This is a genomic window from Tateyamaria sp. 7Alg 36 (assembly GCF_059882455.1).
Window position 1 is genome coordinate 1,719,216 of sequence record NZ_CM187613.1, and the last position, 22,868, is coordinate 1,742,083.

24 protein-coding genes and 1 other RNA gene are annotated in these 22,868 nt (G+C 61.1%); 11 read left to right on the top strand and 14 right to left on the bottom strand.

Features of this window, described 5'->3' with window-relative positions:
• Positions 1–6: 6 nt before the first annotated feature.
• From AC6GQJ_RS08455 to AC6GQJ_RS08465, 3 genes are all read right to left on the bottom strand, one after another.
• Positions 7–1,098, bottom strand: coding sequence for a microcin C ABC transporter permease YejB (locus AC6GQJ_RS08455; protein ID WP_500773667.1), 1,092 nt, complete (start codon positions 1,096–1,098; stop codon positions 7–9).
• A 4-nt stretch (positions 1,099–1,102) separates the two neighbouring features.
• The gene (locus AC6GQJ_RS08460; RefSeq protein WP_500773669.1) at positions 1,103–3,052 is read right to left on the bottom strand and encodes an extracellular solute-binding protein; all 1,950 of its coding nucleotides are present in this window, start codon (positions 3,050–3,052) and stop codon (positions 1,103–1,105) included.
• Between the two features lie 186 nt (positions 3,053–3,238).
• Entirely contained in the window at positions 3,239–3,751 is a 513-nt protein-coding gene (locus tag AC6GQJ_RS08465; RefSeq protein ID WP_500773671.1) for a c-type cytochrome, read from the bottom strand.
• Between the two features lie 142 nt (positions 3,752–3,893).
• Between AC6GQJ_RS08465 and AC6GQJ_RS08470 the strand changes: the two genes are divergently transcribed.
• Positions 3,894–4,724, top strand: a complete 831-nt coding sequence (locus AC6GQJ_RS08470; protein WP_500773673.1) for a prephenate dehydratase — start codon at positions 3,894–3,896, stop codon at positions 4,722–4,724.
• Here the strand turns inward: AC6GQJ_RS08470 and AC6GQJ_RS08475 are convergent.
• Positions 4,721–5,188 (bottom strand): SRPBCC family protein, encoded by a 468-nt coding sequence (locus AC6GQJ_RS08475; RefSeq protein ID WP_500773675.1) that lies wholly within the window; start codon positions 5,186–5,188, stop codon positions 4,721–4,723. The genes AC6GQJ_RS08470 and AC6GQJ_RS08475 overlap by 4 nt on opposite strands.
• A 39-nt stretch (positions 5,189–5,227) precedes the next feature.
• Positions 5,228–6,196 (bottom strand): NAD(+) diphosphatase, encoded by a 969-nt coding sequence (gene nudC / locus AC6GQJ_RS08480; protein ID WP_500773677.1) that lies wholly within the window; start codon positions 6,194–6,196, stop codon positions 5,228–5,230.
• A gap of 172 nt (positions 6,197–6,368) precedes the next feature.
• On the opposite strand from nudC, the gene AC6GQJ_RS08485 reads away from it, so the two are divergent.
• Complete coding sequence (locus tag AC6GQJ_RS08485) at positions 6,369–8,159, top strand: 5'-nucleotidase C-terminal domain-containing protein (RefSeq protein WP_500773679.1); 1,791 nt, start codon at positions 6,369–6,371, stop codon at positions 8,157–8,159.
• Between the two features lie 43 nt (positions 8,160–8,202).
• Positions 8,203–8,300, top strand: an RNA gene (ffs, locus tag AC6GQJ_RS08490) — signal recognition particle sRNA small type.
• Positions 8,301–8,386: 86 nt separating this feature from the next.
• On the opposite strand, the gene ypfJ is transcribed toward ffs, so the two are convergent.
• Positions 8,387–9,238: a KPN_02809 family neutral zinc metallopeptidase gene (ypfJ, locus tag AC6GQJ_RS08495; RefSeq protein WP_500773681.1), complete on the bottom strand. Its 852-nt coding sequence runs from the start codon at positions 9,236–9,238 to the stop codon at positions 8,387–8,389.
• A 141-nt stretch (positions 9,239–9,379) separates the two neighbouring features.
• Between ypfJ and AC6GQJ_RS08500 the strand changes: the two genes are divergently transcribed.
• The 5 genes from AC6GQJ_RS08500 to AC6GQJ_RS08520 all read left to right on the top strand — a co-directional run bounded on the left by AC6GQJ_RS08500 (position 9,380) and on the right by AC6GQJ_RS08520 (position 13,230).
• Positions 9,380–11,137, top strand: a complete 1,758-nt coding sequence (locus tag AC6GQJ_RS08500; RefSeq protein ID WP_500773683.1) for a DNA polymerase III subunit gamma/tau — start codon at positions 9,380–9,382, stop codon at positions 11,135–11,137.
• Positions 11,113–11,502, top strand: coding sequence for a hypothetical protein (locus AC6GQJ_RS08505; protein ID WP_500773685.1), 390 nt, complete (start codon positions 11,113–11,115; stop codon positions 11,500–11,502). Before AC6GQJ_RS08500 ends, AC6GQJ_RS08505 begins: the two co-directional genes overlap by 25 nt.
• Before the next feature lie 14 nt (positions 11,503–11,516).
• Complete coding sequence (locus AC6GQJ_RS08510) at positions 11,517–11,861, top strand: YbaB/EbfC family nucleoid-associated protein (protein WP_500773687.1); 345 nt, start codon at positions 11,517–11,519, stop codon at positions 11,859–11,861.
• 24 nt (positions 11,862–11,885) lie between these two features.
• Positions 11,886–12,479, top strand: a complete 594-nt coding sequence (gene recR / locus AC6GQJ_RS08515) for a recombination mediator RecR (RefSeq protein ID WP_500773690.1) — start codon at positions 11,886–11,888, stop codon at positions 12,477–12,479.
• 331 nt (positions 12,480–12,810) lie between these two features.
• Positions 12,811–13,230, top strand: coding sequence for a thermonuclease family protein (locus AC6GQJ_RS08520; RefSeq protein WP_500773692.1), 420 nt, complete (start codon positions 12,811–12,813; stop codon positions 13,228–13,230).
• Here AC6GQJ_RS08520 and ltaE read toward each other — a convergent pair.
• Both ltaE and AC6GQJ_RS08530 read right to left on the bottom strand, forming a co-directional pair.
• On the bottom strand, positions 13,227–14,267 hold the full coding sequence (ltaE, locus tag AC6GQJ_RS08525) for a low-specificity L-threonine aldolase (protein WP_500773694.1): 1,041 nt from the start codon (positions 14,265–14,267) through the stop codon (positions 13,227–13,229). The genes AC6GQJ_RS08520 and ltaE overlap by 4 nt on opposite strands.
• A 79-nt stretch (positions 14,268–14,346) precedes the next feature.
• Positions 14,347–15,105, bottom strand: coding sequence for a DUF1013 domain-containing protein (locus AC6GQJ_RS08530; RefSeq protein WP_500773696.1), 759 nt, complete (start codon positions 15,103–15,105; stop codon positions 14,347–14,349).
• A 126-nt stretch (positions 15,106–15,231) separates the two neighbouring features.
• Between AC6GQJ_RS08530 and AC6GQJ_RS08535 the strand changes: the two genes are divergently transcribed.
• Positions 15,232–15,861, top strand: coding sequence for a ribonuclease T2 family protein (locus tag AC6GQJ_RS08535; protein ID WP_500773698.1), 630 nt, complete (start codon positions 15,232–15,234; stop codon positions 15,859–15,861).
• Between the two features lie 262 nt (positions 15,862–16,123).
• On the opposite strand, the gene AC6GQJ_RS08540 is transcribed toward AC6GQJ_RS08535, so the two are convergent.
• From AC6GQJ_RS08540 to AC6GQJ_RS08550, 3 genes are all read right to left on the bottom strand, one after another.
• Positions 16,124–17,098 (bottom strand): quinone oxidoreductase family protein, encoded by a 975-nt coding sequence (locus AC6GQJ_RS08540; RefSeq protein ID WP_500773700.1) that lies wholly within the window; start codon positions 17,096–17,098, stop codon positions 16,124–16,126.
• Between the two features lie 38 nt (positions 17,099–17,136).
• A complete protein-coding gene (locus tag AC6GQJ_RS08545) occupies positions 17,137–18,126 on the bottom strand; it encodes an NAD(P)H-quinone oxidoreductase (protein WP_500773702.1) in 990 nt (329 codons plus the stop codon).
• A 144-nt stretch (positions 18,127–18,270) separates the two neighbouring features.
• Positions 18,271–18,966 (bottom strand): COQ9 family protein, encoded by a 696-nt coding sequence (locus tag AC6GQJ_RS08550; RefSeq protein ID WP_500773704.1) that lies wholly within the window; start codon positions 18,964–18,966, stop codon positions 18,271–18,273.
• A gap of 107 nt (positions 18,967–19,073) precedes the next feature.
• Here AC6GQJ_RS08550 and rpsU point away from each other — a divergent pair, with 107 nt between their 5' ends.
• On the top strand, positions 19,074–19,280 hold the full coding sequence (gene rpsU / locus AC6GQJ_RS08555) for a 30S ribosomal protein S21 (RefSeq protein ID WP_007118112.1): 207 nt from the start codon (positions 19,074–19,076) through the stop codon (positions 19,278–19,280).
• 96 nt (positions 19,281–19,376) lie between these two features.
• Here rpsU and AC6GQJ_RS08560 read toward each other — a convergent pair whose 3' ends face one another.
• The 3 genes from AC6GQJ_RS08560 to mscL form a co-directional block, all read right to left on the bottom strand.
• Positions 19,377–21,071: a methyl-accepting chemotaxis protein gene (locus AC6GQJ_RS08560; protein ID WP_500773708.1), complete on the bottom strand. Its 1,695-nt coding sequence runs from the start codon at positions 21,069–21,071 to the stop codon at positions 19,377–19,379.
• A 35-nt stretch (positions 21,072–21,106) separates the two neighbouring features.
• Entirely contained in the window at positions 21,107–21,397 is a 291-nt protein-coding gene (locus tag AC6GQJ_RS08565) for a hypothetical protein (protein ID WP_500773710.1), read from the bottom strand.
• 149 nt (positions 21,398–21,546) lie between these two features.
• A complete protein-coding gene (mscL, locus tag AC6GQJ_RS08570) occupies positions 21,547–21,975 on the bottom strand; it encodes a large conductance mechanosensitive channel protein MscL (RefSeq protein WP_500773712.1) in 429 nt (142 codons plus the stop codon).
• 146 nt (positions 21,976–22,121) lie between these two features.
• Here mscL and AC6GQJ_RS08575 point away from each other — a divergent pair, with 146 nt between their 5' ends.
• Positions 22,122–22,820 carry a glutathione S-transferase family protein gene (locus AC6GQJ_RS08575; protein ID WP_500773714.1) on the top strand — a complete coding sequence of 233 codons (699 nt, stop codon included), beginning with the start codon at positions 22,122–22,124 and terminating at the stop codon, positions 22,818–22,820.
• The last annotated feature ends 48 nt before the right edge of the window (positions 22,821–22,868 follow it).

The window sequence follows — 22,868 nt, forward strand, 5'->3', positions numbered from 1 at the left end:
TGGTGTTCACCCCTCCCGCCGCTCAAAGTCGATGCGCGGATCAACCAGCACATACATCAGATCCGACAGGATGCCGACCAGCAGGCCCATCAGGCCAAAGATGTACAAGGTGCCGAACACGATGGGATAGTCGCGCGCCACGGCGGCCTCGAACCCCAAACGGCCCAGACCGTCGAGCGAGAAAATGGTTTCGATAATCAACGATCCGCCAAAGAACACACCGATGAATACCGCCGGAAAACCCGCGATCACGATCAGCATCGCATTGCGGAACACGTGGCCGTAAAGGACGCGGGATTCCGACAGGCCCTTGGCGCGGGCTGTCATCACGTACAGTTTCTTGATCTCGTCCAGAAAACTGTTCTTGGTCAGCAGGGTCAGCGTTGCAAAGGCCCCGATGGTGCCCGCCAGAACCGGCAAGGTGATGTGCCAGAAATAGTCCCCCACCTTGCCTAAAAGGCTGAGGTCATCGAAGTTGTCCGAGGTCAGGCCGCGCAGCGGGAAAATCTGCCAGTATGACCCGCCCGCGAACAACACGAGTAGCAGAATGGCAAAAAGGAATCCCGGAATGGCATAGGCCGCAATGATCGCGCCGGATGTCCACGTATCGAACGGCGTGCCGTCCCGCACCGCCTTGCGAATGCCCAGCGGGATCGACACCAGATAGGCGATTATCGTTGACCACAGCCCTAGCGTGATCGACACGGGCAGCTTTTCCTTGACCAGATCAATCACGCCGATGGACCGGAAATAACTCTCTCCGAAATCAAAGCGCGCATAGTTCCAGACCATGTTCAGGAACCGCTGTACGGGGGGCTTGTCGAAACCGAATTCACGCTCAAGCTCTGCGATGAATTCGGGCGGCAGGCCCCGCGCGCCCACATAGGTGCTGTCCGAGGCAGTGTTCAACTCGTCCGTGCCCGCGTCGTTGTTGCCGCCGGCAAAGCCGCCGAACACATCCCCACCCCCTTGCGCACGGGCAATGGCCTGTTCCACAGGGCCGCCCGGAACGAATTGGGTGAGGGTGAAATTGACCAGCAGAATGCCCAACAATGTCGGAATAACCAACAGCAGCCTGCGCAGGATATAGGGGCCCATAAATTTACCTTAGTGCGCCGGACGCCTTGAGCGCGGCCGCCTTTTCCTCGTTGTACCACCAGAAATCCAGTTGCCCCAACGCATAGGGCGGCATCGTTTCCGGGTGTTCGTACATATCGTAATAGGCGACCCAATAGCTGGGATTGTACCAAAGGGGAATCATAATGAACTCGTGGCGCAGGGCGCGGTCCAGCGCCATCAGCGACGCGGCTTCCTCTTCCCGTGTTTCGGCGTTCAGTGACGCCTCAATGATCGCATCGACCAGCGGGCTGGCGAGACCTGCGGGGTTGAACAGCGAAAACTCTGCCGCTTCGGAGCCATACCGCTGCATCAAACCGGTGCCAGTGCCAAGGAATGGCGCATAGGCATCATAGACCAAATCATAGTCGCGGTCGCGTTCCCGCGAGGTGTATTGCGAGGAATCCACCTTTTCGAAGGTGATATCGACGCCCAGCTTTTTGACATTGGAAACGAAATTCTCCATCGCGCCCGACAGGGTATCGGGTGAGGAGGAGTTGAACAGATAGTTCAGCTTCAGCACCTTGCCGTCTTTGCGCCGGATCCCGTCATCGCCGACCAGCCAGCCCGCCTCGTCCAGCAGTGCCATGGCCTTGCGCGCATTGCGGCGGTCAAACAGCCGCTCGCCGTTCGAAGTGTGCGGCATCCGCGCCTCGGCCTCGAACAACTCTGGCGGGACCACGTCACCGAGGGACTGCAAGAAAGCCAGTTCGTCCCCTTCAGGCAGGCCCGTCGCCATCAGTGGCGTATCTTGGGTGAAGGACGCGCGCTGTTTGAACAGACCGTATTGCAGCGACGCGTTGGTCCATTCGAAGTTGAAGGCAAGCGAGATCGCCTCGCGGACGCGGCGGTCTTTGAGGAATTCGGAGTTCAGATTGAACACGATGCCCGTCGGCGTAGGGGGCGAGCCGTCCGCCAGATCATCCTTTACGATGGACCCGTCGCGCACTTTGGGCGCGTCGTAACCCGTCGCCCATTTCTTGGAATCGTTTTCGGTGCGGAACGTGAATTCACCCGCAAGGAAAGCCTGAAACGCAGCCTCGGCGTCGCCGAAATATTCGATGCGGATCGTATCGAAGTTGTTGCGCCCCACGTTGAACGGCAGATCAGCCGCCCAGTAGTCGGGATTGCGCTTGTAGACGATGCGCCGGTTCACATCGACCTCGTCCACCACATAAGGCCCCGATCCGGGAGAGATTTCGAGGCGGCTTTCATCCAGTTTCGCGCCGGTTTCTTCGTACCACTTCTTGGACCACGCAGGCACGAACCCGACCTGATCAATCAGCGACCGGCGCGAGATGCCTTCGGTGAAATAGAATTTGATGGTGTGATCGTCGATCACCTCGACCTTGGGAATGCGCTGGCGCACCGCGTCGGCATAGGATTTCAGCCCCTCGTCCAGCAGCAGGTTGTGCGAAAACGCGATGTCGTGGGCGGTGACGGGGGTGCCGTCGGAGAACCGTGCCTCGGGGCGCATGTAGAAAATGACCCAGTTCTTGCCCTCGTCATATTCCAGACGCTCGGCCAGCAGGCCGTAATATTCGCCGTAAACGTCCGCGGGTGCCGCCGTGCCGTTCACGCCCTCGCCCAGCAGGCTTTCGTAGATCGAGGACGACAACGCCCCCGCGCGGCCTTTGCGAGTATAGGGGTGCATCGAATCAAACGTGCCCACCGTGCCCAAGGAAATCTCGCCGCCCTTGGGTGCATCGGGGTTCACATAATCAAAATGCGGATAATCCTCGGGATAGGTCAGATCGCCGTAGAAGGAATACCCGTGCGAGGTTGTTACAGCCTCGTGCCCGTCCGCCCGCGCGAACGTGGCAGCCGCCAAAGTGATGATCAGCCCCAAGATGCCCAATGCCCCCCATCGCACAGTCTTGTCGCGTGCAGCGATGACGCGGGCCTGTGCCTTGTTCCGGTGATGGGTGTTGCGCATTGTTGATCCTCCTCGGGGTGACGAACGGACGCTGTGCCGGTCAAACTAAGCTAATCGGCGGCAGCGCCAAGATGCAAATTGAGAATATGTGATCAGCCGTCATATCGGCGGCAATCGACCGTCAACGCACAAAAAAGCCGACCGCACGGGGCGATCGGCCTTTTGAGATAACGGTATGCGACGGGATCAGTCGTCGAGGCTGTCGAGATAGGCGATCAGGTCGGCGCGATCTTCGACTTTGGGCAGGCCGTTAAAGCCCATTGTGGTGCCGGGTGCGTATTTCTTGGGGTTCTCAAGGAAACCGTTCAGGTTTTCAGGAGTCCACACATCGGCCACTGCGACCAGATTGCCGGAATAGGCGGTGTAGCCTTCAGCGGATGCGACGTCGCGGCCAACCACACCGTAAAGGTATGGGCCTGTGCCGTTCGCGCCTTGCTCAAGCTTGTGGCAGGCACTGCACTTGCGGAACACTTTGGCACCGTCGCCAATATCGGCGGAGGCGAGGATCGTCTCGAACGGGATTTCTTCTTCGACCTCGGCGGTGTCTTCTGCACCGGTGTCGATCACATAGGCCTGTTCGCCGCCGCCATGGCCGCCCACATGGTAAAGTCCCTCTGCGGCCCATTTGCCAAGGAGAAGGATAAGCAGCGCGCCGCACAGGCCGCTGGCGATCTTGGTTAAGGTCATGGTGTCGAACATTTGTATTCCGTTCCCGTACCGCAAGTTGTCATTTCCGCGCGTATCTACGGCTTCCCCTTGCGACTCGCAAGGTATAGATACCGCGACCAATCGCCCTGCCCGCCATTTGCGGTGTTGGGGCAGCGATAAGGACGTACATAAAATGGCAGAGCGGATCGCTTTTCAAGGTGAATTGGGCGCATATAGTCACGAAGCGTGCGTAAATACGCGCCCCGATGCGATCCCCGTACCATGTGCCACTTTTGAAGACGTGATTGCGGCAGTGCGCAAGGGCGATGCCGACATGGCGATGCTGCCAGTGGAAAACACCACCTATGGCCGCGTGGCCGACATTCACCGCCTGTTGCCCGACAGCGGCCTGCACATCGTGGACGAAGCGTTTGTGCGTGTGCGCATCGCGCTCATGGCCATGCCGGGCCAGACCCTCGAAGATATTCGCCACGTGCGCGCGCATCTGGTGCTGATTCCACAAGCCCGCACATTTCTTGAGGCGCACGGCATCACCGCCGAAGCCGCTGCCGACAGCGCAGGCGCCGCTGCGGCCATTGCGCAGGCGGGGGAAATGGGTGTGGGGGCGCTGGCCTCTGCCGTGGCGGCGGACATTCACGGGCTGAACATTCTGGCCCGCGACATTGAGGATCAGGGCCATAACACCACGCGATTCCTGCTGATGTCACCCAAGGCTGACACCACCCGCCGTGCCGAGACAATGATCACCACATTTGTCTTTGAGGTGCGCAACATCCCTGCCGCGCTGTACAAGGCGATGGGCGGTTTCGCGACAAACGGCGTCAACATGACCAAGCTGGAAAGCTATATGGTGGGCGGTGCGTTCACGGCGACCCAGTTCTATGCGGATGTCGAAGGGCACCCCGATGATCCGGCACTGGCGCTCGCGCTTGAGGAACTATCGTTCTTCACCAACCGCTTGGACATTCTGGGGGTCTACCCCGCCGCCGCCAAACGCGACTAGGCGGTGCGCTGTAGTTTTTCTTCCAAACCGCGCGCGTAATCCGCAACGCGCAGCTTGAAACGTTTGGTCAGGTTCGACTTGGCCAGCTTTAGTGACTGCACCAACAAACGCGCCGACAGGTTCAGCGGCGTGATATCCAGTGAGATCGCCATGCGCGTGCGGCTGCGCGACAGGGCCATCAGCTCGACCTTGAAATTCGCATCAATCCCCGAAGACTTGGCGTCGAAACTCAACTCGTTCGGCACGTCAAAGCCGACCAGCTCCAGCTTAACCGCCCGTGGCTTACCACGCATGATGAAATTGATATCCCACGTCATGCCCACCGCCGCCTTGGTCAGCTTGTCCGTCCGGCGCACGTCGACACCACGGCGCATCGCCTGCCGCTCAAAGCTTTCAAAATCGCAAAGCGCCTGAAACACCTGATCAATCGGTGCAGAGATGTCTTCCCGAGTGGAAAATTTCATGTTTGGAGCCTGTAATTCCGTGTTTTGCGCAGTGTCGGTCTAATCCAGCGTATCCGCAAGCCAGTTTTCCAGCAAAAAGTGTGCAATCGCGCCCTCGCGCGCAGGGAGAATCGTGTCGTGATCACCGGCGAAAATCTTCATCATCTCTTCGCGGCTGACCCATAGCGCGGCCTCGATCTCGGCAGGGTCGATGGTAATCTCGTCGCTGATCGCCTCGCCACGACAGCCAAACATCAACGACGCGGGAAACGGCCATGGCTGGCTGGCAAGGTAGTCTACCGCGCCAACCCGCACGCCGGATTCCTCGAACACCTCGCGGCGCACCGCCGCTTCCAGCGTCTCTCCCGGTTCGACAAAGCCCGCGAGCAAGGAATACATCCCTTCAGGCCAGCCGGGGGACCGGCCCATAAGCACCGAATTCCCCCGTGTGATCAGCATGATGACAACCGGATCGGTGCGCGGAAAATGGTGCGCCTTGCAGGTCGGGCAGATGCGCTGCCAACCGCCCATCGCGACCTCGGAAGCCGCACCGCATTTGGAACAGAACATATGGTTTTCGTGCCAACCGAACACCGCCTTGGCGCTGGCCGCAATCTCGGCATCGCGCGGGTCAAGCCATGTCATCACCCGTCTGAGTTCGGCAAAGACCTGATCGGGGCCAAAGGCGGGGTGGTGCTGTTCGCTCGGGTCCAGAAAAGCACCTAGCGCGGCGTCATCCGCATCTTCGGGCTGCCACTGCGTCAAATTGTACGCAAATCGCGGCGCGCCGTCCTCACGACCCAGAAACACCGGCGGCTCTGCCGCTTCCGCAAGGGCGGGATGGTCCATGCCAACGCGTACCAGCCCCGCCGGACGGGTGCGATCAATCAACGGTTTGCCGCGCCAGAACACCACGGCGCGTGCGGCGCTGTCCTTGGCTGCGGCCTGTAAAGCAAGGGGATCGGCGCGCAATTCGCCAGCGCGATCAAAGGCGGACCCTCCGAAGGTGACCGTTTCGGCATGTCGCATAAATTCGCCCTTTTCCAATCGCGCCACCACCGGCCCGCGCCAGAATTTGCACGCAAGCCCAGCGGGTGCAATGCCCACACAAGTCGCATCCGTCGATGTGACGCGACATTCAATGCCACTTGGGGTTGAAATTCCCACGATCTTGCGTGCAACTGACGCAATGAATGCACGCATGCCCTCCGCACATTTCCGCATCCTTGCCACCAGCGACACGCATATGCATGTCACGGGTTGGGATCCCCTGCGCGACGAGGTGGTGGGCGAACGCGGCATGGATGTGTTGGCCCACAAGATCGAGGCCGCGCGCCTAGCCGCGCAGGGCGACTGCATCCTTGTCGACAACGGCGATTCCGTCCAAGGCACGCCTGTCGGGGAAACCTGTGCGGCTTGGCCCGCCGACCACATCCACCCATGGGCCGCCGTTGCAAATGCCATCGGTTATGACGCCGTCGGGCTGGGCAATCACGACTTTGACTTCGGCATCCCGTTTCTGGAACAGGTCGTCGCGCAGACAGACGCGCCGACCCTGTGTGCGAGCTTTGACGAAGGCGATGTCGAAGGCGTCGCCCCGATGGCCCTGCTGCCGCGCCGCCTACGGTGCAGCGACGGTGAAGTCCGCGCCCTGATGGTTGGCATCACCTCGGTTTTGCCGCCGCAGACGGTGATCTGGAACCATGCCCAATTGACGGGTCGATTAACCTTTTTGCAAGGGATCAAGGCCGCAAAACAGGCCGTCCAAGCCGTGCGCGACGCAGGTGCCGATATTGTGGTGATGCTGTGCCACAGCGGCTTGATCGACACAGAAAACGGTGCGGATTCCGAGAATTTCGCCGCCGCTTTGGCCGCCGAAGTCGCAGGCATCGACGCTATGGTGCTGGGACACACCCACGAATACTTCCCCGTTCGCGGCGGCCCGCGATCCCTACACGGGGTGCCTGCCGTCATGCCAGGATACGGGGCACAGGCGCTTGGCGCCATTGATCTTGAGCTTGACTGGACTGCGACGGGATGGCGCGTGACGAACCACCATGCCCGCCTGATCACTCCACACGAAAGCGACACGCCCCGCCCCGACATCACCGCCCTGTCCGCCCCTGCCATTGCCGAAACGCGGGACCGTCTGAACACGGTGGTGGCCCATACCGACACTGGATTTCACAGCTATTTCGAGATGCTGCGCTCCGGTCTGGCCAGCGCGCTGGTGGCCCGCGCCATGATGCACAGCCTGCGCGACCAGATTGCGCAAACCGAACTTGCGGGGCTGCCGATGCTCGCCTCGGTCGCCACTTTCCTGATGGGCGGACGGCTGGGGCCGCGCAATTTTGTCGAGGTGCCGCGCGGTGCGGTGCGGGCGCGGCATCTTGCGATGCTGTCGCCCTTTACCGACACGATTTCCGGCATGGTTATGACGGGGGCCGAGTTGCGGGCATGGTCCGAACGCTCTGCCGCCTTTTTCGCCGCACCGTTGGAAAGCGGCCGCTATCTGGTGGAACCGGACGCGCCTGCCTTTAACTTCGACATTCTGCACGGGGTCGGGGCGGTGTTGGATCCGCGCTGTGACAGGCGGTTTGACCTGCAAGGGGTGCTGGTCGATCCCTCCGCGCAGCGTGTCCAGTCGCTAAGCTATCAGGGCGCGCCGGTCGCGGATGATGCGCGGTTTGTCGTGGCCATGACCAGCTATCGTGGCGCGGGCGGCGGTGCGTTTCCGCGCCTTGCCTCACCGACCGAAGGAATTGCCACGCAGACAACGCTGGGCCAAGCGTTGCACGATGTGGTCCGCAGCGATCCCGGTGCCTTTGACCCCGCCCCGTCGGTCTGGCGATTCGCGGGCGACAGCGACACCCGCGTCCTGATTGAAACCTCGCCCCATGCCCGCGCCCATCTGCACGAAATTGCAGGTTTTGATCCCAAGATTGTCGGCCTCAATCAGGCGGGATTTCTGGAACTCGACGTCGCAATCTGACGACATGCTTGCGCATGGGGCACGGGGCACCTATATCACCGCTTGAGAGGTTGGCGCGGGCAGGCGCCTCGCCAACCCGGTCAGATCCGGAAGGAAGCAGCCGTAACGAGCCCCGCTTGGGTCGTTGTCAATCTCTCACCTTTGCACTGTTCCCAGTGCAAACCGCGCCCCGCCCCACGGTAGATGTTCCTGAAACATCATCGCGGGCGGATCGCCGAACCCCCAAGTTACAACCGCTGTGCCGCGAATGTATCGCAATCTTTGATCGCGCCGGAATCATAGCCGCGTTCGAACCAGCGCGCGCGCTGTTCGGAGGTGCCGTGGGTAAAGGTGTGCGGCTGCGGCACGCGCCCCGCCTGACGCTGTAAGTGGTCGTCACCGATCATGCGGGCGGCGTTCAACGCCTCTTCCAGATCGCCGCGTTCCATCAACTCGCCCACATTGCGCGCCCAGATGCCCGACAGGCAATCCGCCATCAGCTCGGACCGCATGGTCAGTGCATTGGCCTGCGCCTCGCTCACCCCTCGGCGCGCCTGCTGTACCTGCGCCAACACGCCCAATTCGTTCTGGACGTGATGCGCCACCTCGTGAGCAATCACATAGGCGGCGGCAAAGTCACCGCCCGCGCCCAAACGGTCGCGCATGGTGGTGAAAAACGCGGTGTCGAGATAGGCCTTGTCATTCGCAGGGCAGTAGAACGGGCCCGTCGCGCCGGACGCGCCGCCACAGGGGCTTTGGGTGGAGTCGGAAAACAGAACCATGACAGGCGGCGTATAGGGACGGCCCACCTGCGCGGGGAACTCGCGGCTCCAGACGGCTTCGGTCGTGGCGAGGACGCGGGCGGCAAATTCGCCCTCTTGCGCGTCGGCTTCGGTCAGGGGACGGCTGGCCGTGGCGGGGGCCTGTCCGCCCGAAAGCAGTGGCATCACGTCAATGCCCGTCACCCAGCCGATGACCAGCACCACAAGGATACCACCGATCCCCAGACCGCCGACGCCGCCAATGCGTCGCCCCCCCGAACGGCCCGCGCTGCGGCGATCTTCGATATTCCGGCTTTTCCTGATCCCGCGCAGACGCATGGTGTGATCCCTTCGTTGGATATGTTGCGCGAATCCTAGCGGTCTTTTGGGCGCATGTGAACGCGCAACGGCGGTGGACGCCGGGTCGCGCGAGGCCTAGTCTTGTGCGGTCACTCCGAATCCAAGGTCTTGTTCGCACTTATGTCAGACGCAGCCCCGAAATATCAGGTTCTCGCACGCAAATACCGGCCCGAAACCTTTGCCGATCTGGTCGGTCAGGATGCCATGGTGCGCACGCTCAAGAACGCGTTTCAGGCGGATCGCATCGCGCAAGCCTTTGTGATGACGGGCATTCGCGGCACCGGCAAAACCACCACGGCGCGGATCATCGCCAAGGGGATGAACTGTGTCGGCCCCGATGGCAACGGCGGGCCGACAACCGATCCTTGCGGCGTCTGCGAACCCTGTCGCGCCATCATGGAAGGGCGCCATGTCGACGTGCTTGAGATGGACGCCGCCAGCAACACCTCGGTCAACGACATCCGCGAGATTATCGACTCGGTGCACTATCGCGCAGCCTCCGCCCGCTACAAGATCTACATTATCGACGAAGTTCACATGCTGTCCACCAGCGCGTTCAACGCGTTGCTCAAGACGCTTGAGGAACCACCCGCCCACGTCAAATTCATCTTTGCCACCACGGAAATCCGCAAGGTGCCGGTCACGGTCCTGTCGCGCTGTCAGCGCTTTGACCTGCGCCGGATCGAACCAGAGGTGATGATCGCCCTGCTGCGCAAGATCGCCACCGCCGAAGGGGCCGAGATTGCCGATGATGCGCTAGCACTGATCACCCGCGCCGCCGAAGGATCGGCGCGCGATGCCACGTCGCTGCTGGATCAGGCGATCAGCCATGGCGCAGGCGAAACCACTGCCGATCAGGTGCGTGCCATGCTGGGGTTGGCCGACCGTGGCCGCGTGCTGGACCTGTTCGACATGGTGCTCAAGGGCGATGCCAATGGCGCGCTGACCGAACTGGGCGCGCAATATGCCGACGGGGCCGACCCGATGGCGGTGCTGCGCGACCTGTCCGAGATTACACACTGGGTGTCGGTGGTGAAAATCACGCCCGAGGCAGCAGATGACCCGACCATTCCGCCGGACGAACGCAGCCGCGGCCTGACAATGGCCGAAACCCTGCCGATGCGGGTGCTGACGCGGTTCTGGCAGATGATGCTCAAGGCGCTGGACGAGGTCGCAATGGCCCCCAATGCGATGATGGCCGCCGAAATGGCGATCATCCGTCTGACTCACGTCGCCGACCTGCCCAGCCCCGACGAACTGGTGCGCAAGCTGCAAAACGCGACACCGCCCGCCCCGGCTGCCCCCGTGGGCAATGGCGGCGGTGGCGGCGCGGCACCGTCATCGGGCACGCAGGCCGTGGTACAGGCGCAGGCCCGCATGACCAGCCAGCCGACCGCTTCCGGCGCGACCACCGCGCTGGCCCATGACCCACAAGCGGCGCTGGCACGGTTCCCGACCTTTGAACATGTGCTGGAACTGATCCGCACGAACCGCGATGGCAAGTTGCTGATCGACGTGGAAACCGACCTGCGTCTGGCCGCCTACCAACCCGGACGGATCGAATTCGAACCCGGTCCGACCGCGCCAAGCGACCTTGCCCAACGGCTTGGCCAGCGCCTGCAACTCTGGACGGGCAACCGCTGGGCCGTCACCGTGGTGAACGAAGGCGGCGCGCCGACTATTGCTGAAGTGCGCGATGCCGCCGAACTTGCGCTCAAGGCCAGCGCCGAAGCGCATCCGCTGGTACAGGCGGTGATCTCGCATTTCCCAAAGGCCAAGATTACCGCAATCCGTACCGCCGCCGACATCGCCCAAGAGGCGCATATCGAGGCGCTGCCCGAAGTGGATGACGAATGGGACCCCTTCGAAGAGGACTGATCCTTGCCCTAGTGCCAAGCGCGGCATGGGCCGAGGTTTGCGACAAGGCGCGCCCCGATTGGGACGGCGCGGCGGTCTCTGCGCTGCACGAGGCGCTGACGTTGTTCATGACACCAATCGGGGTGCTGATCCTTGCCTTTACCGTTGTCGCCCTGCGGTTTCGCAGCCAGTGGATGGGATTACTGGCCGTGCTGTCATGGACGGGCTACATCACCCTTGTAACCATGGCGGACCCGACCGGCCTGCGCGCTGACGCAATGGCAGAGGGCTGTATCGGCTCGCCCGCCTTGTTCATCGCCATCGTGGCTGCGATATGTGGCGCGACAGTTCTGTACACCATGCCGCGCACAGCGGACGACACGTAACTCAGGAGACAAGAATGTTCAAAGGACTAGGCGGGCTTGGCGATATGGCCGGCATGATGAAAAAAGCGCAAGAGATGCAGACCAAGATGGCCGAGATGCAGGAAGAGCTGCACAACCTGTCCGTCACAGGTGAAAGCGGCGCGGGTCTGGTCAAAGCCACGGCAACCGCCAAAGGCGAGTTGACCGCGCTGGACATCGACCCGTCGATCTTTAACGGCGATGACAAGGAAGTGGTCGAGGACCTGATCCTTGCCGCGATCAAAGACGCCCAAGCCAAGGCAACCGAAAAGGCCCAAGAAGAAATGGGCAAACTGACCGAAGGCATGGGCCTGCCCGCAGGCATGAAACTGCCCTTCTGATTCCTCACCCGCTAGGACCGCTTTGTGAGCAGCACGCGCGACATCGACAACCTGATCGAGATGATGGCCAAGCTGCCTGGGCTTGGCCCGCGTTCTGCGCGGCGCGCTGTGTTGCACCTGATCCGCAAGCGGGCGCTGTTGCTGACCCCGCTGGCGGATGTGATGCAGACCGTCGCGGCCACCGCGCGTGAATGTCTGAACTGCGGGAATGTGGGCACCAGCGACGTCTGCGATATCTGCACCTCGGAAAAGCGCGCCAATGGCGAGCTGTGCGTGGTCGAGGATGTCGCGGACCTTTGGGCGATGGAACGCTCTGGCGTGTTCAAGGGCCGCTATCACGTGCTGGGCGGCACGCTGTCGGCGCTGGACGCCATCGGCCCCGACGAATTGCGCATCCCGCGTCTGATCGACCGTGTGGCCACCGAAAACGTGACCGAGATCATCCTCGCACTGAATGCCACAATCGACGGACAAACCACCGCCCACTACATCGCCGACCAACTGGAAGGGCAGGTCAAACTGACGTCGCTGGCCCAAGGCGTCCCCATCGGGGGCGAACTTGACTACCTCGACGACGGCACGATCACTGCCGCAATGCGCGCGCGCAAATCGCTTTAATCCGACAGAACCGCATGCCTACCCGCGACGGGTATGGATACAAAACACTTGCCTAAAGCGCACTTTTACGAAGAAAGTGAAGTTTTTACGCAGGTATTTGACGGTGGAATTTTTATTTGGAATGCTCGTTCTGGGTGTCATTGTGTACATCGGAGTCGGGTTAAGTGGTCGCGATCATAGTAACCGCCCCCCGCCGCGATCTTACACACCAAAGGCCAAGCCCCGGCCGCACCACCCTTTACCCCCGCTGTATCGCCCAAACCCCCAGTCGCTCCGCCGCAGGCACCAGCCAAAATACCAAAGCCCCAAACCTGCACGCCCCCACGGAAACATGCCCGAAATCATCGGGCCTGCACATGTGATCGATGGCGACAGCATCGTCGTCAAGAATACCCAAATACGACTGTATGGCGTGGACGCACCTGAGTTGAATCATCCTTTTGGACAGAAGGCGAAATGGGCCATGGTTGCGTTGTGCAAAGGACACCAAGTCCGTGCCAAGATCGTCTCAACCGACACCCACGGACGGACAGTGGCAATGTGTTATCTGCCGGATGGGCGCGACTTGTCGGAAGAGATGGTCAAACTCGGTTTGGCACTGGACTGGCCAAAGTTTTCGGCGGGAGATTACCGAATGTTTGAACCTCCGGGTGTGCGCAAGAAACTTTGGTTGGCAGACGCCCGTCAAAAAGGCCACATGCACGTTTGGGAAGAGTTCGAGGCGCGTCGGAACAGCTCTGCCACCAATTAACCGAAAATAGCCTCGAACCCTTTGATCGCAGCGTCCAAACCTTCGTCCGTGACATCTTTGTGCAGCACGAGGCGGGTCGTGCCCGTCGCCCCGCTTAGCGTCACACCGCATGCGGCCATGGCCTGCTGCACTGCGGGGGTGATGCCGCCATGCGGTGTGAAAAAGACCATGTTCGTGGCCTGATGCACATCGCCATAGGCCGACAATGCCTGCGCCAACCGCTCTGCCCGCATGCGGTCATCAGTCAGCCGTGTCACGTTATGGGTCAGCGCGTGCAGGCCAGCCGCCGCCAGAACGCCTGACTGGCGGGTGCCGCCGCCCAGCATCTTGCGCCAGCGACGCGCGTGGTCGATCACCTCACGCGGCCCGACCAGAACCGACCCGACAGGCGCGCCGAGGCCTTTGGACAGGCACACGGATACGGAATCGAAAATGCCCGACAGGTCCGCCTCGCCGCAACCCAATGCTTCGACGGCGTTGAAATAGCGCGCGCCGTCCAGATGCACGGACAGACCCGCGGCGCGAGCCGCATCCGCCGCCGCAGCGCACCGCGCCAGTGGTACAGCCGCGCCGTTATGGGTGTTTTCCAGCCCCAGCAAACGGCTGATCGGGTGGTGTGGGTCGTCCTCTTTCACGGCGGCGGTGATCTGGTCGGCATCCAGCCCCCCGTCAGCCGCAACCGCCAGCGGGTCCATCGCGACCCCGCCCAGAACCGACGCGCCTGCCGCCTCATAAGTCCAGATGTGATAGCCGCGCCCTGTGATAACCTCTTCTCCGCGCCCACAATGGGCCAGAATGGCCACCAGATTGCTTTGCGTGCCCGAGGTCAGGTACAGCCCCGCTTCTTTGCCCAACCGCTCGGCAAGGGTCGCCTCAAGCCGGTTGACGGTTGGATCCTCGCCATAGACGTCATCGCCCACCTCCGCTTGTGCCATGGCGGCGCGCATCGCAGCGTCGGGGGCTGTCACCGTGTCACTGCGCAAGTCGCAAATGACGGGCACATCGGATGTCTCTTTCACAGCGGCGTATTGGCTCATCTTGGCACCTTTTCCAAAGAAAACGGGCGTTACCGCATGCGGCACGCCCGTTGAAAAACATCAAAACATCGCAGGGCGATCAGGGCTGTTCGTCTTCGTCCGAACCGTCACCTTTGGGCAGGTTGAATAGGCTGTCCGCATCGACCAGCGTGGATTTGTCGTCATCCTCGTCATCGTCCACATCCATAGAGAGCGAGAATGTCTCGAGCCCTTCGATCGCCGTGGGGATCTTGGGTTCTGTGTCCATACCCAGCGACTGCTCGGTGCTGACCAGTTTGCGACGCTCGTCATCGGACATGACAGGCTGGTCCGCTGCTTTCTTCGATGCGGCCTTCTGAACGGCGGCGTCCAGTTCGGACTGCTTGGTCAGGCCCAAGGCGACAGGGTCAACAGGCTGGATGTTGCTGATGTTCCAGTGCGAGCGGTCGCGAATCGACTGGATCGTCGGCTTGGTGGTGCCCACCAGTTTGGAGATCTGGCCATCGGACAGTTCGGGGTGAAACTTGACCAGCCAGTAGATCGCGGCAGGGCGGTCCTGACGTTTGGACAGCGGCGTATAACGCGGCCCGCGACGCTTTTCCTCGCCAACGGCTGCGGCGTTGAACTTGAGGGTCAGCTTGCGCGTCGGATCTTTCTCCGCCGCATCAATGTCTTCCTGCGTCAACTGGTTGTTGATCACGGGGTCAAAGCCCTTCACGCCCGCCGCCACATCACCGTCCGCGATGCCCTGAACTTCGAGTTCGTGCATTTCGACAAAGTCGGCAATCTGTTTGAAAGTCAGGGTGGTGTTGTCCACAAGCCAGACGGCGGTGGCCCGTGCCATGATCGGTTTTGCCATGTTCGTGCTCCTTCGCGCATATCTTTCCCGTCGCCCGAATCAGGCGGCCTTGGTTTGCAAGGCGGGTTTCCATTGTAGGGGAACTTGCAGCGCGTATAGTTGCAGATGACGAAAAAGGAAAGCCTTATGCGTGCTGTGTTGATCTGGTTGTTACTGTCCGTGCCTGCCCTTGCGGAGGGCGAAAAAGCGGGGGCGTTTGACTATTATGTGCTAAGCCTCAGCTGGTCGCCCAACTGGTGCGCCTATGAAGGCGATGCCAGACAGTCCGACCAATGCGACGCGCGCCACGATCACGGCTGGATCATGCACGGCCTGTGGCCGCAGTTCCATCGCGGCTATCCATCATTCTGTCGGACTGCCGAACGGGCCCCGTCCCGCGGCATGACGGCAGATATGGCCGACATTATGGGCACCAGCGGGCTGGCGTGGCACCAGTGGAAGAAACACGGCACCTGCACCGGCCTATCCGCTGCGGACTACTACGCCCTGTCGCGCGAAGCCTACGAAAAAGTCGTGCGCCCGCCCGTGTTCCGCAAACTCGACCGCGAGGTCAAACTGCCCGCCTCCGTTGTGGAGGATGCCTTCTTGCAAGCCAATCCCGACATGGAAGCGGACGGTGTCACCATCACCTGCCGTTCGGGCTATATCCAAGAGGCCCGTATCTGCCTGTCCCGCGACCTTACCCCCGTCCCATGCGGACAGGACGTGGTGAAAGATTGCAAAGCGCGCGATGCAAGGTTTACCCCCGTGCGCTGAATGGCCAACCGGTCCAAGGGCTGAACCTACAGGAGCCTCCAGCGGCAGTATTTTTAGCCAAAAGAAGGGCTTTGTTAACCATATGACGGCACGCTGACCTGTATGGCACAGGCTGCAGAGCCGATGGCCACGCCAGAAGAAGCGAATGCTTTTTCACCGCCCGCGGTGCTCACAGGATGGGTGGCGCGGGCGGTTTCTTTTGGCCGGAAATACCGCGGGGGTGAGGCCGCAGGCCGAGGGGGCTGGCCCCTTTTAGCGCCACTTACAACTCGATCACCGTGGATCCCGTTGTCTGGCGCGCTTCGAGGGCGCGATGCGCCTCTGCGATGTCGTCCAGCTTGAACCGCTGATCAATTCGCAGGGTGACATCGCCCGAGGTCACTTTTTCAAACAAACGCGCCGCCATAGCGCGCAGCGCCTCGGGATCAGCAATATGCGTGAACAGCGTCGGGCGGGTGATCTTGAGCGAGCCGTGTTTGGCCAGCAGGCCAATATCCAGCGGTGGCACAGGACCGGATGCCGCCCCAAAAGACATGAACATACCCAAGGGCCGCAGACAGGCGAGCGACCCTTCGAACGTGTCCTTACCCACGGCATCCATCACCGCGTCCACCCCTTTGCCATCCGTCAACTCGCGGACAACGGGCGCGAAATCCTGTGCTTTGTAGTCAATGCAATGCGCGGCACCATGTGCGAGCGCCAGTTCGCATTTTTCCGGCCCGCCCGCTGTGCCGATCAGCGTGATGCCCTCTGACCGCGCCCATTGGCACGCGATCAGGCCAACGCCACCCGCTGCCGCCTGAAACAGGACGGTGTCCCCTTTGGTCAGCGGGGTCGTGCGGTTGAATAGGTAGTCCGTGGTCAACCCTTTGAGCATCATGGCAGCGGCAACGTCGAAAGGGATGGCATCGGGAAGCTTTACCACCTGCGCCGCGGGCATCACGCGCGCTTCGCTATAGGCGCCGGGCGGATTCGCGGCATAGGCCGCGCGGTCGCCAACAGAAAGATGGCTCACCCCGTCGCCAACGGCCTCGATAATACCGGCAGCTTCCATGCCCAACGCGTGCGGCATGCTGAGGGGGTACACGCCGGAGCGTTGGTAAACGTCGATAAAATTCAAACCGATCGCCTTGTGCGCGATGCGGATTTCCCCCGGACCGGGATCGCCAACCGGCTGGTCGATGATGCGGAACTGTTCCGGCCCGCCGTGGGCCTCGATGACTGCGGTCTTCACCATCTTGCGCTTTCTCTTTTTGTTGTGCGGACGCCTGCGCGCTACCCGCCTGCCACTTCCAGAACAATCTTGCCGATATGGCCCGAGCTTTCCATGCGGGTATGCGCGGCGGCTGCCTGCTCCAGCGGGAACTCGGAATCCATAACGGGGCCGATGCGCCCCGCGCTAAGGAGCGGCCACACCGCCTCGCGCAAGTCCTGTGCGATCCGCGCCTTGGCCAGATCACTTTGCGGGCGCAAGGTACTGCCCGTCATCGTCAGGCGGCGCGTCATCAACTGCACCATGTTCAGCTCGACCTTCGGGCCTTGAAGGAACGCGATCTGCACCAGCCGCCCATCATCGGACAGCGCGTTCAGGTTGCGCTGGATGTAAGAGCCGCCGACCATATCAAGGATCAGATCCGCGCCGCCTTGTTCTTCTATCACCTCGACGAAATCAGCGTCGCGGTAGTTAATTGCGATCTCTGCGCCAAGGGCGCGGCAGGCTTGGCATTTATCCTCGGTTCCCGCGGTGGCAAAGACACGCGCGCCGAAGTGGTGCGCCAACTGGATGGCCGTTGTGCCGATTCCGCTCGACCCGCCATGGACCAGAAACCGTTCGCCCCCCTGCAAGCCGCCGCGCGAGAATACGTTTGACCACACAGTGAAGTACGTCTCAGGCAGGCACGCGGCGCGTTTGAGATCCATGTTTTCCGGTACGGGCAAACAATGCGCGGCGGGCGTGGCGACATATTCGCTATACCCGCCGCCAGGTAGCAGGGCGCAGACTTCATCACCAATATTCCAGCCGCTGACGCCCGTGCCGATGGCCGCGATGGTGCCCGATGCCTCCAACCCCGGCAGATCGCTGGCCGTGGGTGGCGGGTTATACAGCCCCGCGCGTTGCAGCGCGTCGGGGCGGTTAACCCCTGCCCATGCGACCTTGATGACCACTTGGCCATGTTCGGGTTCAGGGCGGGGCCGTTCGACCACCTTCAGAACATCGGGGCCGCCGGGGGCTGTTATTTCAACTGCGCGCATGGTTTGGGTCATTTAGGTCATCCTTTTGCCGCGCAGTATTCCGTTTCCGCGTGGGGAAAGGAAGCCTGTTGCGGGCGGCGTGTCTGGGATTGGAAGTGCAAGAGATAGCTGAGTTGGCGGCGTATCGGGACCATCGCGGGGATGATCCCGATGCCCTTAATCCCGCCCCGAATGCCACATGCCGGGCAAGTCGGGATTGGGCATGCGCGGTGGCGCCTTGATCTGGCCCAGCAGCCAGTTCGGCCCCGCCAGAAGGCCGCTCAGCACCTTACTGTCGCGCACCTGCGCCTTGACCTTTTCGATCTGCATCACATCCGCGATCCGGCGGTCCAGAAAGGCCCATGTCGCCTGATTGTCGGCACTGTCATCGCCCAGCCAATACAGAACCGTCGCACTGTACACACCCGAAAGCGTGGCGCGTTTGGTGTACCAATTCACATCGTCCGAGGTATCCCCCAGCGTATCCCAGATCTTGTCCGCCGTGCCCCAGATCGATTTGGCCCCATCCGCCGCATGCATGGGCAAGGCAAACAGGGTGGTGCCGCGACGTACGGCCTCTTTGTCGGATACCGCTTCAATCCGGAAACGCACCGCTGCGGCGATCTTGTCGCTGAACCGCTCGGGCAGGTCGTCGGTCTTGAGCCGCGCCACCATCGCCGCGTCTCCGCGCGCGTGATAAGCCAGTGCCAGATCAAGCGCCCCGCGCGGACAGACCGCCCGCGCCAGCGCAGGATCGACATCGGCATCCTTCACGGCGGCCTTGAATGTCGTCTCGGTCCAGCCGTCAAATGCCACATGCATCAGTGCGGCATCCAACAAGGCGTCTTTGGTCGTCTCATAGGGCGTGGTCATAATGTGCTCCTTTTCCGGCGGGCACTAGACAAACTAGGGCACACTTGCTATGTGGCCACTTCCTGCAAATCCTTGCAACTCGAAACTAGAAAGGTGGTGACAACCACATGCAGGTTAGTGTTCGCGACAACAACGTCGATCAGGCGCTTCGTGCCCTGAAAAAGAAGCTGCAGCGCGAAGGCGTTTTCCGTGAAATGAAGCTCAAGCAACATTTCGAGAAACCGTCCGAGAAAAAAGCGCGCGAGAAAGCTGAAGCGATCCGCCGTGCCCGTAAGCTGGCGCGTAAAAAAGCACAACGCGAAGGTATGATGTAAGTCATCCCGAGCAATGTGAAAAAGTTACGACCCCCGTGGCCCTGCCGCGGGGGTTTGCTTTTGTGCAGTAGGGGTCAACCGGCGCGGCGTCTGCGGTCAGGAGACTTTTGACCACGCGGCATTGTCCTGACGAGGGGCCGGTGCCGAATCTGGCCCCAACTGAAAGTCCCGCATCAGGTCCGAGATATGGGTCATGCCCAGGTTCAAAGCCTGACATGCCGCATTAGTTTCTTCGAACATCGCTGCATTACTTTGTGCGACCGCATCCTGTTCCGTGACCGAGGCGCTGACTTTGTCCAGACGCTGTGATTGCTCTTCTGCGGCTTGAGCAATGCGGTGCGTCGAATCGCCCATCCCCTCGATTGAGGTGACGATGGTTTCCAGCGCGAGTCCCGCTTGCCCCACAAGGCTGACCCCCTCGCGGACCTGGCGGCCACTGCGTTCGGTCAACTCGTTAATCCCGCGCGCCGCTTCGGTCGCGCGCTGTGACAAGGCCCGCACTTCGGACGCCACGACAGAAAACCCGCGCCCTGCCTCGCCTGCGCGCGCCGCTTCGACCCCCGCGTTCAGCGCCAGAAGGTTGGTTTGAAAGGCGATCCCGTCCATGACTGCGTTGATCTTGGCGATCTCCTGCGAGGACGCCTCGATATCGCTCATCGCCTTGACGACGCGGTGCACAACTTCGCCCCCCGCTTCGGCGTCTGCCTTGACCGCACCCGCAGCCCGAACGGTTTCGCGCGCGTTCTCCGTCGATGCCTGCACCGTTTTATTCAACGCATGCACTGCCTGACTCGTTGATTCCAGAGAGGTGACCTGCTGCTCTGTCCGGTTCGCTAACGCATCCGCCGAGGCTGCCACACTCGACACCTGCCCCATCAGGTCATCCGCACTTTGCAAAACGCCCCTCAGCACAGCGCCCAAGGTTGCGAGGGCACGGTTATAATCATGGCGCAATTCTTCGTACCCTTCTGGAAAGGGCTTTTCGATCCGGCGTGATAGATCCCCATTCGCAATCCGCTCAAGCCCACCGCGCAGGGCTTTCACCACTTGCGACTGCGCCTCGACAAAGGACTTTTGCGCAAGCTCATTACGCGCGTTGCTAGCCTTGGCTTCCGCCTCGGACTGTTCCCGCGCTGCCTGTTCCTTGCGCAACCCTTCCAGCAGCTTTTCTGTCTCGTCCTGCGCCTTGCGTGCCGTTTCCGCCTCGGCCTTGGCAACATCGCGGGACTGTCTGGCCCGTTCCCCCGCCTCTTCCGCGACAAGGGTGGCGGCCTTCGCCTCTTCCAATGCCTGTGTCACCTGCGCCGTCAGCTTCAACCGCATCGCAACCGATAGCGTCAGCGCCGTGACCTCCAGCGCGACAAAGGCACCATGGATCACTGCCCGCTGCAAATTCTCGACCACGTCGAAGGAGGGGAAAACCATTTGCGGCACCAGAACCGCCAGCACGACGTGATGCGCCACGATGGTTAACGCGGCCAGCAGGATCGGTCGCACATCCACAAGAGCGATGAGCGCTGCAAGAATGACAAAAACCGCCATATGCGCGTCAATCTGCCAAGCCGTACCAGAGGTCACGGCGATCAGGGCCAGCGCCTGCGCCGCCCCTGCTTGCCCGACAACCGAACGGTAATGCGCATAGCCGGTCATCGTGCACCAATAGGCAAAGGCAGTCACGGATATACCAATCGCCCCTGGCAGAGCGGAATTCAGCGGCAAAAACAGACCGCCCGCTGTAATGCCCAGACCGATCACCGCGAAGGCAAGCAACAACCAACGCGCGGCCGTCACCCTATACACGTCCAGCGTATCCATAACCTCCGACATCACACTGCAACTCCACATATCGCAGCCATCGCCGCGCCGTCTGTCACCCACCATGCGCCCGCTGACCGCGCTACGCCGGCGACATCAGGTAGATCGGTTTGCAGCAATGCGCCAAACGGGGCAGACGCCGGCCCGACCCATTGCCCGTCCAGCCGCCGCACCAAAGCCGCGCGATCCGCCCACGGTGGCAGCACGACCAGATACAAGTCATCCGACTGTTGCGATGCCCCCGACAAAGCCAGCACCGGCCCGGTCGCGATCAACGCCAGCATGAGTATCCAGACACGCATCTCGCCCCTTTTCGTTGCAAATCCTTCCTCGGCTTAGGCCAGAGGTCTGAAAAATCTCCTAACTTCCACCGGCAAAGCGCCCGCAAACGAAAAACGCCGCCCTGAATTCAGGACGGCGTCACGGGTCACTCGGACCAACTGGCGTAGGTTTACTTGGCCAGCGAGTCGCGGATTTCCATCAGGATTTCCAGCTCGGTCGGGCCAGCAGGCGCGGCCTCGACGGGCTCTTCAGGCTTGCTTGTCGCGGCTTTGATCTTGTTGACGTAACGCACCAGCATGAACACCACAAAGGCGATGATTAGGAAGTTGATGACCGCCATGATGAACGAGCCATAGGCGAAAATCGCCGCGCCGGATTCACGCGCCGCTTCCAGCGATGTGCCGGGTGCAACGTCGCCCGACAGTACGAAATACATGTTCGAGAAATCGACGCCGCCGAGGAAGAGGCCGATAAACGGGTTGATAAGGTCTGCCACCAACGACGACACAATCGCCGTGAACGCAGCACCGATGATGATACCAACAGCCATGTCCATGACATTGCCCTTGGCGATGAAGTCTTTAAATTCGTTCAGCATTTCTTGTCCCTTGGTTCACTAAAAAACGCATCGATTTGTCTGGATGTGCGCTTTCGAACAGGTCTACACAGTTTTCAACACATCACGAAGGGTAATTTTTGCCGGTTTTTCCCCTATGTAAAAAGGGCATCACAGGAGTGACCGATATGACAGACTTCAGCGCATTTCCAATTACCCGTAAATGGACACCGGAAAATCCCGACCTACTGCAACTGTTTTCCTTCCCGACCCCGAACGGCGTCAAAGCGTCTATCGCGCTCGAGGAAACCGGTATTCCTTACGAGGCCCACCTCGTGACCCTCTCGGATTCCGATGTCAAAAGCCCCGAATTCCTGTCCCTCAACCCCAACAACAAAATCCCTGCGATCATCGATCCAAACGGCCCGGACGGTTCGCCCATCGGCCTTTTTGAATCGGGGGCCATCCTGATTTATCTCGCGGAAAAATCCGGCCAGTTGATCGGCACCACCGCGACCGAACGCGCCCACACGATCCAATGGCTGATGTTCCAGATGGGCGGCCTCGGCCCCATGCTTGGCCAGATGGGTTTCTTCGTGAAATTCGCAGGCAGCCAATGGGACGACAAACGCCCCCAACAACGCTATGTTGACGAAGCCAAACGCCTGCTCGCCGTCCTCGAAAAACAACTCGAAGGGCAGGACTGGGTGACCGGCCAGTACTCCATAGCCGACATCGCCATTGCACCATGGCTGAACGCACTGAACTTCTACGGTGCCCGCGACCTCGTCGGATGGGACGACCACAAGAACCTGATCGCCTATCTCGACCGGTTCATGGCCCGTCCCGCCGTGCAAAAAGGCTTGAACATTCCGCCGCGTCCCTGACCTTCTTTTGGCCCCAAATACTGTGGGGAGTCGCTGACAAGCGACGGG